This window comes from Planctomyces sp. SH-PL14 (assembly GCF_001610835.1).
Taxonomy (GTDB): domain Bacteria; phylum Planctomycetota; class Planctomycetia; order Planctomycetales; family Planctomycetaceae; genus Planctomyces_A.
Genome location: NZ_CP011270.1, coordinates 4489077 through 4501918 on the forward strand (window position 1 = coordinate 4489077; position 12842 = coordinate 4501918).

Below are 12842 nucleotides of genomic sequence, written 5' to 3' on the forward strand. Positions count from 1 at the left end.
AGAATTCGCCGATTGTCTGTCGGAATCGCAGTCCATCCGGGTCCAGGGGCACCCTGGTGGGGAGTGCAGAGGGGCAACGCCCCTTTGCCCGCCGGAGGCCCTCTCGTCGAGAGATGTCTGAAGGAGAGCGTGTCCAGGCGGGGACGACGTGTCGGATGCCCCCTCACCTAAGACGCGGGGATCGCAAAGCGAGCGTGGAGTCCTCAACGCCGGTTCCACAAAGCGATCGCCCGTTGTGTCCCACGGTTCCTCATGGAAGCGCCTCCGGCGGCAAGGGGTGACCCCCAACGCCGTTAACCCCGGTTGAGGAGCTTGAGTCTCCTGGCCTGGTCGATCTGCTGGGACGTGGCGTTGGTGATCTTTGGCGATCCCGCCGGCCGCTCCTTCTTCCTCCGTGTGTAGTCCCGGCTGGCCTTGTTCTTCCGCTCATACGGGTCGGTGACGGATTCACGCAGCATCGCGCACAGCGTCTGACCTCGAACAACGGGATGCCGGTAGTCCCGTATCAGTCGACGGAACGACCGCAAGACTCCCGCCATGCTGATTCGAGACAGCGGAACCTGGGCCTTCGCCAGTTCCACTGCAACCGACAGTCCCATGCCCCACAGGCCGACCAGCGACCATTCGAGCTCGACCGCGGCATTCAGGGAGGACAGGCTGCGGAGTTTTCGTCGACCGAACGTCTGCTTCAGGGTTCGATAGAACAGTTCCACTCCCCAGCGTTTGCGGTACAGGTCCAGGACCGCCCGGTCGCTCAAGATCTTCGGGTCCCGGACGCTCGTGAGCAGAGAGATCGGAGATCTCGGTCCCTGGGCCACGATCAGCCGGAACACCAGAGGCGGATCGAGCCGTTTGGCGGCCTCGTCAGGCCAGACGTAGACGGTTCCTTGCGATTCCCGCACGAACCCCAGCTTCCGCAGAAGCTTGACGTTCGCTCCCACCCGAACCAGCAGATGCCGGCCGCTTCCCAGGACTTTCCGGGCGAAGTCATAGCCCACGAAGCCGGCGTCCGCCGTCATCAAGCTTCCCTCGGGCAGGTCCTGGAGCATCTGAAGGGCGTGTTCCCGCTCACTGCTGTCGGCGGGGCCGATCCGCCAGTCCCACGGAAGCCCCGTCCCGACATGGAACAAGGTCGTCAGCCACATCTGGGGAACGCGGGCCGCCTTGGCCCCGGCGGCTGTTCTCGTCCGTTGGCGGCGGTGGCGCCTCTTCCGGATCGATCTCTTGAACGACGGGGCATAGGCCGTCTCGTGGGACTGGGTGCGAGGGAGCTCCACTCGGCTGCCATCGACCCCGTAGACCACCAGACCGCAGGATTCCCACTGCCGGGGGAGCGTCTGGCGAATCCGCTTTCGGAGAGCCGTCGTGAGAAGATAGACCAGGGGAACGGTCCAGCGTCGGAGGAGCTTCATGAAGGCCTGGGACGACCCGGCCAGAGGGCCGTGATGGGGGAACAGATGCGCCATCAGCCTGTGGGTCGTGACAAACCGTTCCTGCAGTGTCTGCTCATCGGACCAGGCCCACAGAAGGGCGGCTCGAACCAACAGTGGTGGCGTCCACGTGCAGTCGTGCCGGAAGAGGATGGTCTTCCAGTCCGTCCCAGCCAGAAGCCATTGCAGAGCTTTCTCGAGATGCCGAGAATTGAGCGCAACATCCGGAGACAGGTCTTGATGCGGCATCCCCGAATCCTTTCGGGAGGGCGAAGTGGGTGGGTTTCAGTGTGAGAACCGAAGCGTCTCCACAACGCCATGTCGCATCAAGACTTTCTTTTTGAACACGAACCAGGGTTAACGGCGTTGGGTGACCCCCTTGACCCCGGCTGCCGTCGCACGTTGGGTTTGAGGTGGCACAGCCGTGCCGGCAAGGACGTGCCACTCGGCCACTGTACGAAGCACAACGGCCCGATTATGGTCATACCACACACTGCTTGGCCCTCCCCCCGCCCCGCTCGCCCACCACCCTCGCATCCATGCCGCGACTCCCCTCGCTCCTGGTGTCGTTCGCCCTCGCCACCCTCGTCCCGGCAGCCCTGCTGGTCGGAACCACCCGCCCAGCCGCAGCGGCCGAACCGCTCGACCCGACCCGCTTCGAAATCACGGTCCTCTCCACCGGCCTCAAGCAGCCCATGGAGATGGCGGTCGGGCCCGACCGGACCGTCTACTACATCGAGCTCGACGGCAAACTCCGCGCCCTCCGCCCCGGCCGGTCCGAAGCGGAACTGATCGGCGAAGTCACCGTCACAACGGCCCAGGAGAACGGCCTCATCGGCCTCGCCCTCGATCCGGAATTCGCCCGCAACAGCTGGATCTATCTCCAGTACTCTCCGCCCGACTTCCCCGGCCAGCACATCAGCCGCTTCACGCTGAAGGACGGCAAGCTCGACCTCGCCTCGGAAAAGCTCCTGCTCAAGTACGAGGAGCAGCGAAAGGAGTGCTGCCACCACGCCGGCTCCCTCGCCTTCGGTCCGCGAGGCGAATTGTTCATCGCCGCCGGAGACAACACCCACCCCCACGGCGACTCCCAGGGATACGCCCCGATCGACGAGCGGGCCGACAAAGCCCCGTGGGACGCGCAGAAGTCCTCCTCGAACACGAACAGCTACAACGGCAAGGTCCTGCGGATTCGCCCGCTCCCGGACGGCACTGTCGAGATCCCCGACGGCAACCTCTTTCCGAAAGACGGCTCGCAGGGACGCCCCGAGATCTACGTCATGGGCTGCCGCAACCCGTGGCGGATCAGCGTCGACTCCGCGAGCGGCAACCTCTACTGGGGCGACGTCGGTCCCGACGCCGGCGGCGACGGCGACCGCGGTCCCCGCGGCTACGACGAGATCAACCAGGCCCGCCGCACCGGGAACTTCGGCTGGCCCTACTTCATCGGCAACAATTTTCCCTATGCGGACGTCGACTTCGCGACGGGCCAGATCGGGCCCAAGTTCGATCCCCTCGCGCCGCTGAACGAGTCCCCGAACAACACCGGGATCAAGACGCTTCCACCCGCCCAGCCCGCGCTCCTCTACTACCCCTACGGCGACTCGACCGAGTTCCCCGAGCTCGGCAAAGGGGGCCGCACCGCCTGCGCCGGCCCGGTCTATCACTACTCCGAGGGGCTGGCGTCGGCCACGAAGTTCCCCCCCGCCTATGACAAGGCCCTGTTCATCTACGAGTGGACCCGCCACTGGATCAAGGTGGTCCACCTCGACGATGCTTTTCACGTGAAGTCGATCGAGCCCTTCATGCCCGATCAGCCCTTCGTCCGGCCGATCGACATGGAGTTCGGTCCCGAAGGCGCGCTCTACCTCATCGAGTACGGCGAGACCTGGGGCGTGAACAAGGACTCGCGGCTCATCCGCATCGACTACGTCCGCGGCAACCGGGCCCCGCTCGCCGTCGCCACCGCGGAAAACAACATCGGCAAGCAGCCGCTCGCCGTCGCCCTCTCGAGCAAGGGCTCCTTCGACAAGGACCAGGACGATGCCCTGACCTACGAATGGCGGGTCATCCCCGGCACCCCGGCTGGAACCCCCGCGGAACCGAAGGTCGTCTCCCGCGAGCCGAACCCGACCGTCACCTTTAGCGACCCCGGCGTCTTCAACGTCGAGCTCGTCGTCTCCGACCGCCAGGGAGCCCAGCGGGCGGCCTCGATCCCGGTCGTCGTGGGGAACGCCCGCCCGACCGTGAAGTTCCTCCATCCGCAGGAGGGGGACTTCTACGACGCCGACCAGCCGATCCCCTACCGTCTTTATGTAAATGACCCGGAAGACGGCACCAGCGACTTCGACGAAGCCGACGCGAAGCAGCTCCCCGAGATCGATCCCGAAGCGGGCATCCGTCTCGCGTTGAACGCCGCCTTCGTCAACGGGCCGATCCCAACCGCCGCTTCGGCCGGACAGCCGGAGCAGGGCCCGCCCGGTCTCCTGATGATGAAGCGAAGCGACTGCTTCAACTGCCACGCCGTCGACCAGAAGCGGGTCGGCCCGCCGCTCCTCGATGTCGCCTCAAAGTACCGCGGTCAGACGGGCACGATCGACGCCTCGATCCAGCGGGTCCTCAAAGGCTCGACCGGCGTGTGGGGCAAGATCCCGATGATCCCCCACTCCCAGCACACCCCCGAACAGGTCCGCGAGATGGTCACGTGGATCTACTCTCTCGAACCGGCCGGTCTCGTCCGGGTCTTCCAGGGTTTCACCGGAGAGGTCCCGGTCGACAAGGCCGAGACGGCCAAGCCCGGCCACTATTCGCTCCAGGCGAACTACACCGACCGCGGCTTCGGCGAGATCCCGGCCCTCAACGCCTCCGCGACACTCCATCTCCGCCAGCGGCTCGTCGAAGCGGAAGCGGCCGATGAAGTCCACGGCGCGCAGATCCTCGGAGGAACCGCGAGCGGCGGCCGGTTCATCGGCGCCATCAACCACGAGAACTATCTCCGGTTCGACAAGATCGACTTCGACCGGGTCAAGCGGCTCTCGTTCCAGGTCACCTCGGCCGGTTCCGGAGGAAAGATCGAAGTCCACCTCGACCGCCCCGATGGCCCCGCGGTCGCGACCGCGGACGTGGAGGTCAACGGCTCGTGGGACAAGTGGTACGAGCGGACGGTCGACCTTGGAATGGTCTCCGGCCGCCACGACCTCTACCTCGTCTTCGTGAACCCTGAGCGCCGCGGCGGGCTCATGAACCTCGACTCGGTCTACTTTCATCCTTGAGGTGCCGCTGCCCACAGCTCGCAACCGCAGTCAGCGAAGAGGTGAGCGGGAGTCCTACACGCCGATCCGCGCTCGGGCACCGGAATGTAGCCCTCTCGCTCCGCGAGAGGAGCGCGCGACCGGCGCTCTGTCGCCCAATCCGAGACCACACTCCCGCTCCGTCCTTACAGGCTTATTCTCGCGTGATGAATTCGTCCGTGTTGAGGAGCGTCCGCGCCACGGCACACCACGCAGCCGAAGTCGGCTGATCCACCTCCGGCCCCAACAGAACCGGCGCCACCTCCTTCGCCGCATCCAGACTTCCGGCAAACCGCGTCCGCTGCTGATCGAGATAGGAGAGAAGGATCGTCATCTCCTGAGCCGTCGCCTCACGGGCATAACAGATCCGGAACGCCCGCTCGATCCGGTCCCGGTCGCCCGACGACGTGCCGTCGGCAATCTCGGTCCACAGTCGCTTCGCCAGCCCCCGCGCCAGCTCGATGAACACCTCATCGTTGGCGGTCATCAGCGCCTGCAGCGGCGTATTCGAACGGGGCCGACGCGTGCAAACGCTCGACAGACTCGGCGCGTCGAAGGTCGTGAACAGCGGGTAGGGAGCACTGCGGATGAACTGCGTGTACAGCGCCCGGCGGTACCGCTCTCCCCCCTGGCTCGTCTCCCACTTCTTCTTCGTCTGCGTGAAGGCGTACACCCCCTCCGGCTGCGGCGGCCGGACTGTCGGACCGCCGATCGCGGGGTTCAACAGCCCGCTCGCCGTGAGAGCCGCATCGCGAACGGTCTCCGCCTCGAACCGGACCCGGTTCTGATGCGCGAGCCACTGATTGCCCGGATCGCGGGCCTTGATCTCCGACCGATACCGCGATGCCTGCCGGTATGTGGCCGAAGTGACGATCGTCCGGTGCAGTTCCTTCATCGACCAGCCGCCGTCGACAAACAGCCGGGCCAGCCAGTCGAGGAGCTCCGGATGGGTCGGCGGCGTCCCCTGCATCCCGAAGTCGTTCTCGGTCTCGACGAGACCGGTCCCGAAGTACCGCATCCAGACCCGGTTGACCGTCACCCGCGGCGTGAGCGGGTTGTCGGCGCGGACCAGCCACCGCGCGAGATCGAGCCGGCTCGGCGTCCCCGTCGCGCCCAGGGGCGGCAAGGCCGCGGGGGTCCCCGGTTCGAGCTTGCCGGTCGCCTTGTCGGGATTAAGGAAGTCGCCGCGGAGGTGGATGTAGGTGTCGCGGGGCTTGGGCGTCTCCCGCATCACCATCACGGCGGTCACATTGGCGGGCTTCCGTGTCAGCCGGTCCGCTTCCCGGGTGGCGATCTGCTGCGGGTAGTCCATCTCCGCGAACGTCTGGTCGAGGAGCTTTCCCTCGTCCGCCGTCCGTTCCGCGGGCGCCTTGGCGGCAATCTCCCGGGCCTGCTTCGACCGCTCCGGATTCGGATGGAACGCCGGCACCTGGTCGGTCACGGTCAACTGGAACCGCCCGATCAGGTAGTTCTTGTTGACGTCGTGCCGCAGCTTGATCGTCATCTTCGAGGGAGGCATGGCGATCGGCTCGGCGAAGATGAACCATGCCTCCTGCCGCCCCTTTCCCCCCTGTCCGATCTCGAGCGCCCAGCCGGTCTTGCGGTCCTCGTCGATCGCCGCCGTCACTGGATACTTGTCCTTCTCGTGCGACGCGACCGCATAGGCGATCGGGATCCGCTTGCCGTCGCCAATCACCTCGAACTCGGAGAGCACGAAGTTCCCGTTCCCGGCCGTCCCCGATCCGCCGTTGGCGAGGGTCTCGTGCGGAAACACTTCCAGCCGGATCGCCGCCATTCGCTCGAGCTTCGTCGTCGCCAAGAGCTCATAGTTGTCGTTCGGGGCTCCTTCGGCCGGGACGAGGTACGTCTGATCGGGAAGCTGAGCGATCTTCCGGCCCGCCTCGCTCGTCGTCCGCTCGATCTCGAAGTACGACCACTCCGGCGCGGCAGGAGCCGGTTCCGTCAGCGCCTTCTCCCAGGCCGCGCGGCGGGCAGGGGTTTCTTCCGCGAGCGTGTCGCGGCGGTCCATCGCCACCTTGGCCTGCGGACTGATCAGCATGTCGGGCGTCGTCGTGCCGAAGACTTCCCCCGGCAGGACGTCGATCGTCTCGCCGCGGTTGTTGACGTCGGTCCCGTGATTGAAGAAGGCGAAGAGCTGGAAATACTCCTTGTGCGTGAGCGGGTCGAACTTGTGCGTGTGGCACTGAGCACACCCCAGCGTCAGCCCCAGCCAGACCGCCCCGGTCGTGTTGACCCGGTCGACGACGATCTCGTTGCGGAACTGCTCGGCGTCGGTTCCCCCCTCCTCGTTGATCATCGTGTTGCGATGGAACGCCGACGCGATGAGCTGCAGCCGGGTCGGGTCGGGGAGGAGGTCCCCGGCGAGCTGCTCGACGGTGAACTGGTCGAACGGCATGTCCCGGTTGAGGGCCTGGATGACCCAGTCGCGGTAGGGCCACAGGTGCCGCTCGTTGTCGATCGTGTACCCGTTCGAGTCGGCGTAGCGGGCCTGGTCGAGCCAGTACCTCCCCCATCGCTCGCCGTAGTGCGGGCTGTCGAGCAGCCGGTCGACGAGTCGCTCGTAGGCCCCCGGCGCGGTGTCAGCCTCGAACGCCGTGACCTCTTCGGGGGTCGGCAGGAGGCCGATCAGATCGAGCGTCAGCCGGCGGATGAGAGTCTCGCGGTCGGCCTCCGGCGAGGGGGCGATCCCCTCCCGCTCCAGCTTCGCCAGGATGAAGGCGTCGATCTCATTCCGGATCCAGGACGGATTCTTGACGGCGGGCGGGTTTGGCGAGCCGACCGGAAGGAACGCCCAGTGTCCCTCGTACTCCGCCCCTTCGGTGATCCACCGCTCGAGGATCGCTTTCTGCGCCTCGGTCAGCTTGCGGTGCGAATGTGGCGGGGGCATCAGGACATCCGGATCCGCGGCGCGAATCCGGGCCACAAGCTCGCTCTCGGCGGTCCGGCCGGCGACGACCGCCGGGTGGTCTCCGCCGACGGCCCCGTCGCGGGTATCGAGCCGCAGGTCCGCCTCGCGGGTCTTGGGATCAGGCCCGTGACAGAAGAAGCAGTTGTTCGAGAGGATCGGCCGGACGTCCCGGTTGTAAGAGAGTTTGTCCTCGGCCCGCGCGGTCGCGATCGCCGCTCCCGTCACCGCGATAAGACAGAACAGACGGAGGATCGATCGGGAATCGGGCCGCATCAAACGCACACCTTCCGTCCATCAGACCGCAGCGGCCGCGCGAGTCCCGCGGACCGGACGCTCCATTCTGCCCCGGAGAACGGCCCGACGCCATCGTCCCCGGGTTCTCCGGTCGACGGGAAGTGCAAACAGGACGCAGGCGGGTTTGGACCCGGAGGACGATTTCAGTCCGGAATCAACACCGCCCGAATCTGCGGAGCCCCGTCAGCCATCGACTCCCAGACCGCGATCGTCCGGTCCCCCGCCGGGCTCGAAACCACGACCGGATCGCGGGCCTGCGCAGCCAGCTTGCGCGGGGCTCCGTCACCGATTTGAACCATCAGGTCTCCCAGCCGCCCCTGGGTCCAGAGCACCACGACTCCCTTTCCGTGGCGGGCCACGGTCGGCTGTTCTCCCCGACCGAGAAGCGTTTCCCGCCCGTCGACCGCCAGGAAGACCTGATCCTGGCGGCGATACGCCGACCAGACCCGATCGTCGCCGCCGACCGCCAGCATGCCGCCGTCCATGGGGCACGCCTTGAGAGTCCAGGTCTTTTCCGAAAGAGCCTGGGCCGGCGAGAACGTCATGGCGTCCTTTGAACTGGCCACGAACATGTCCCGCTGTCCGTCGAGCTGATTGCGGAACAGGATGTGGACGCCGTCCTGGCTATCGACCGCAACCGAGGGGTGGCAGCACTCGCAGACGCTTCCATCCGGGGAGCGATACACGACCTGATTCGGACTCCAGGTCTTTCCGCCATCCCGGGAGAACGCGGCGGCCAGCTCGGTCCCCTTGCGGCGGAGGTCGAGCCAAGTGCACCAGAGCGTTCCGTCCGGTCCGGCCGCCATGTTGTGGAGTCCTTCGCGGGCAGACGACTCGACGTCGTTGACATGGGCCGTTTCGGACCAGTCTCCCGCTGCCGACCGGCGCCAGGTCCGGATGTCGCCATCCTTCCCCTTGCCGAGGAGGCCGCCGATGGCGGTCACGACGACCTCGCCCTTCACGACGGCGAGCCGCGGGCCGCGCCGCATCCCGAGGGACATGTTGGGGCAGCGAAAGGCGAGCGCGGGTGGCGAGAAGGTCTGTCCGCCGTCGTTCGACTGGGTGTGGTAGACGGCGTCGGCGACTCCGTAGACGAGATGGACCGTGCCGTCCGCGGCGATGGCAACCTGGGGTTGGCGGGGACGCTCTTCGGGGGTGCCGGTGGCGACGACGACTTCGGCCGCGATCGCCGGGCGTTGTCCGGGGATCAGCGCGAGGACGAATGCTGCCAGGAACACGAAGCGGATTCTCAGTTGTCCCGACCGCTGTTGCTGTCTGCTATTCATGCCTGCGATCTCCCGATGGTTCAGTTCCGTCGTTATTACGAATCGCCTCCTCGGCTGTGTCAACAACGGGCCCCTCGAGTGCTCGAAGACCATCCTGCCGGCACGACTTCGATAGCTCAAACCCAACGTGCGACGGCCGCTGGGGTCAAGGGGGTCTCACCCCTTTGCCGCCGGAGGCACTTCCGTGAGGAACCGTGGTAAGCAACGGATGTCCCCTTTGTGGGACCGGCGCTGAGGACTCACCGCTCGCTCTGCAATCCCCGTGGGTTGGTGAGGGGGCATACGACATGGTGTCCGCGTTTTGGACACGTGCTCCTTCAGATACCTCTCGACGGCCAGGCCTCCGGCGGGCAAGGGGGTGTGACCCCCTTGCATCCCCCACCAGGGCGAGCCCCTGGACCCCGGTATGGCTGTGAGACTATTCACGCCTTGACCCTGTAGTAAGGTCCAGAGTGTATACTGGTACGGTAATCGGAGGTTCCCATGCCAACATTGACGATCGGAAAACTCGCCCAGGCCGCAGACGTCGGAATCGAAACCATCCGCTTCTACGAACGCGAAGGCCTCCTCACCCCCCAATCCCGCAGCCGATCCGGATACCGCCACTACTCCGACGAAGCCGTTGCCCGCCTCCGCTTCATCCGCATGGCCAAACGCCTCGGCTTCACCCTCAGAGAAATCCAGTCCCTCCTCGCCCTCCGCGTCGATCCCCGCGCCAAACGATCCAGCCTCAAGGCCAAAGCCCTCGCCAAAATCGCCGACATCGAAACCCGGATCGAAGAACTCACCCAGATGAAACGAGCCCTCACCCCGCTGGTCGAAGCCTGCGACGGCCTCGGCCCCCTCGAAGGCTGCCCCATTCTGGACGCCCTCGAACACCCGACCGCCCCCTGCCACGCCAAGGCCGCCGGCACCACAAAGTGACCGCACTCTGTTGCGCCGCTGCCGACCGGCCTACTTGTGCGGCACAGCCGGGGCCGGCGCGTGGTAGTAGTTCCCCGTCATCCAGTTCACCAGCAGCTCCAGCTCATGCTCCTGGAGCTGGTCGATGAAGCTCGGCATGGCGTTGTTGTCGCCGTAAAACGCCTTCGGATCGCGGATGAAGTCGGTCAGCCACTTGTGGCCGCCGTAATTCGTCAAGTTCGGCGCGTCGGTCCCCTCGCCTAGCAGATTCTTTCCGTACTGCAGAGCGTGGCACCCGGCGCAGGCGTCGATCTCCCCTTCAGTCAGCTTCCCCTCGGAGAAGATCGCCAGGCCGCGGTCGAGGACCGCCTGGTCATGGCTGACATCCGCCCGCCCGCTCTGGGCATAGAGGAACTCGACGAGAGCGTCGAAGTCCGCTTTGTTGGACGGATTCTTGAGCGTCGGACCGTGCGTCGCCGACCAGTCCTTCATGCTCCCGGCAAGAATCCCCTTCGCCGCCTCAGCCCGGGGACCGGTGATATTCTTCGTCGGGTCCATCTGCTGCGCGAAGTCGGTCAGCATGGCGACGATCCACTCCCGGCTGCCGAAGCGGATCTTGGCGCGATCGACGACGTCCGCCAGTTCCGGTCCTTCGGCCGGCTTCGCGAACGCTCCCGCCAGACTGGCGGGCTGATGGCAGTCGGCACAGTAGGTCCGGAAGAGCTTCGGGCCCTGCGTGAGGGGGTCGGTCTTCATCAGCTCGATCGCCCCCGCGGGGGGAATGCCGCTGGGGGACTGCGCCAGCGCGACCGCCCGTTCGCCTTCTTCGTGGGCTTCCTTCAAGGCGAGCCGGAACTCCTGTCCAGGCTTGTCGTCCTTGTAGAAGTCCTCATAGACCGTCAGCGCCGTCAGGCTGCTCGCACCGAGCATGACGATGAACAGGAACATCAGGTTGAAGACGTGCCCGATCCGCTTCCGGCCGAGGATCGGCGCGAGCACCAGAATCCCCATCAGCGCGCCGGGAACCACGATCGCGCCGAAGGCCTCGCCGAGACCGGTCTTCTCGCCAACCTGAGAGACCCACTCAAACTTCAGGAACCGGAACAGGAACAGGTAGTACCACTCGGGACGCGCGGCCGAGAACGCCTCCGCGGGATTCGCCGGAGCAGTCAGTTCGGCTCCCTTCCACAGGGCGAGGCCCATCACCGCCGCCAGGACGGCGAAGCAGGCGATGGCGTCCTTGAGGACCTGGTCGGGCCAGAAGGTCGTCTCCGGAGCCCGCTGCGGGTCGGGAACGGTAATCCCGTGGCGGCGGAAGGCCCAGATGTGCAGGCCGAGGAACGCCACCAGCAGCGCCGGCAGCGCCACGACATGCATCGCAAAGAAGCGGGTCAGCGTGTGGTGGCCGTACTGCGTTCCCCCCTGGGCGACCTGCTGGATCTGCTGGCCGATGATCGGCGTCGACCCCATGATGTTCGTCGCGACCTGGGTCGAGTAGTACCCCTTCTGGTCCCACGGCAGGAGGTAGCCGGTCAGGCCCAGTCCCATAACGATCTGCATGAGGATCAGACCCAGCCAGAAGTTGACTTCGCGAGGGGCCTTGTAGGCGCCGTCGATGATGACCTGCACGAGGTGGAACACCATCAGGACGACCATCGTCTGGGCGGCAAAGTGGTGGATCGCGCGGATCAGCCAGCCCAGGGTCATCTCGTGCTGGATGTAGTAGACGCTCTCCCACGCGCCGCGGGCGTTGGCACTGTAGGCGGTCATGAGCATGAAGCCCGTGATGAGCTGCAGCACGAAGACAAAGACGAGCGTGCTTCCCCACACATACCGCCACCGCGCCCCGCCCGGAATCCGCTCATAGAGCGCTTCGTGCATGAGGGCCTTGTATCCGGTGCGGCTGTCGAGCCACGTCAGCAAACTCGTAACCATAGTGTCGAAGTCCTGTCGACGGCGCTGTCAAGGGGGGGCGTCGAGGTGTGCGGGAGGCGGCAGTCGGAGCGGCGCGGTTTGGGCGGCCCAGGAATCGGGACCGCGGGCCGGCGATGTCAGAGCGGCTTCTTCTCGTGCTTGCCGGTGACGAAGTTCTGGAACTTGACCCACAGGACGCCGTCCTTGCTCTTCACTTCGAGGGAGTCGAGGTTCCGCGGCGGGATCTCGTTGGACCGGGTGCCGTCGAGGCTGAAGGCGCTGTCGTGGCAGGGGCAGATGTACTTCTTCTCATCCGCCTTGTAGTTCACGGTGCAGCCCAGGTGGGGGCAGCGGGAGTTGAAGCAGCTCACCGAGCCGTTCTCTTCCTTCCGCAGGAAGACTGATCCGATTTCGGTGTTCGGGAACTTGTTCCAGGCGTCCTGGAGGTCGGCGACGACCTTGAAGAGCTGGGGTGTTCCGTCTTCAGGGAGTTTCGCCTCGATGGCGGTCGGCATGATGATGAAGCCGTCCGCGTCGATCTTGCTGTCGCCGCCGCTGCCGCCCTTCTTCTTCCGTAGCAGGGGGTCGAGGAAGAAGGCTCCTCCGATGCCGGCGGGGAGGATGGTGACCAGTCCGCCGAACAGAACGGCCAGCAAGCCGGCGATGACGCCGCGGCGCGGGACTTCGTGTGTGGAGGCAGCGGAGTGAGGGGGTGGCGAAGGATGAGACGGAGCGGGTGCCGAGGGTTTCGACATGGCGAACGTCCAGGTGGGATGTCAGCAGCCCGGTCAGACAC

Annotated in this window: 7 protein-coding genes; 2 read left to right on the forward strand and 5 right to left on the reverse strand. The window is 65.9% G+C overall.

Going from position 1 to position 12842, the window contains the following annotated elements:
* Nucleotides 1–293 precede the first annotated feature (293 nt).
* The gene (locus VT03_RS17370; RefSeq protein WP_075091179.1) at nucleotides 294–1679 is read right to left on the reverse strand and encodes a transposase; all 1386 of its coding nucleotides are present in this window, start codon (nucleotides 1677–1679) and stop codon (nucleotides 294–296) included.
* A gap of 290 nt (nucleotides 1680–1969) precedes the next feature.
* On the opposite strand from VT03_RS17370, the gene VT03_RS17375 reads away from it, so the two are divergent.
* The gene (locus tag VT03_RS17375; protein WP_075094151.1) at nucleotides 1970–4702 is read left to right on the forward strand and encodes a PQQ-dependent sugar dehydrogenase; all 2733 of its coding nucleotides are present in this window, start codon (nucleotides 1970–1972) and stop codon (nucleotides 4700–4702) included.
* 172 nt (nucleotides 4703–4874) lie between these two features.
* Here the strand turns inward: VT03_RS17375 and VT03_RS17380 are convergent, their stop codons facing one another.
* Both VT03_RS17380 and VT03_RS17385 read right to left on the reverse strand, forming a co-directional pair.
* The gene (locus VT03_RS17380) at nucleotides 4875–7922 is read right to left on the reverse strand and encodes a PSD1 and planctomycete cytochrome C domain-containing protein (protein ID WP_075094152.1); all 3048 of its coding nucleotides are present in this window, start codon (nucleotides 7920–7922) and stop codon (nucleotides 4875–4877) included.
* Nucleotides 7923–8086: 164 nt separating this feature from the next.
* A complete protein-coding gene (locus tag VT03_RS17385; RefSeq protein WP_197488983.1) occupies nucleotides 8087–9229 on the reverse strand; it encodes an exo-alpha-sialidase in 1143 nt (380 codons plus the stop codon).
* A 483-nt stretch (nucleotides 9230–9712) separates the two neighbouring features.
* On the opposite strand from VT03_RS17385, the gene VT03_RS17390 reads away from it, so the two are divergent.
* On the forward strand, nucleotides 9713–10153 hold the full coding sequence (locus tag VT03_RS17390; RefSeq protein WP_075094154.1) for a heavy metal-responsive transcriptional regulator: 441 nt from the start codon (nucleotides 9713–9715) through the stop codon (nucleotides 10151–10153).
* Between the two features lie 30 nt (nucleotides 10154–10183).
* On the opposite strand, the gene VT03_RS17395 is transcribed toward VT03_RS17390, so the two are convergent.
* Both VT03_RS17395 and VT03_RS17400 read right to left on the reverse strand, forming a co-directional pair.
* Complete coding sequence (locus VT03_RS17395) at nucleotides 10184–12067, reverse strand: cytochrome b N-terminal domain-containing protein (RefSeq protein ID WP_075094155.1); 1884 nt, start codon at nucleotides 12065–12067, stop codon at nucleotides 10184–10186.
* Between the two features lie 116 nt (nucleotides 12068–12183).
* On the reverse strand, nucleotides 12184–12801 hold the full coding sequence (locus VT03_RS17400; RefSeq protein ID WP_082846301.1) for a ubiquinol-cytochrome c reductase iron-sulfur subunit: 618 nt from the start codon (nucleotides 12799–12801) through the stop codon (nucleotides 12184–12186).
* Nucleotides 12802–12842: the final 41 nt, after the last annotated feature.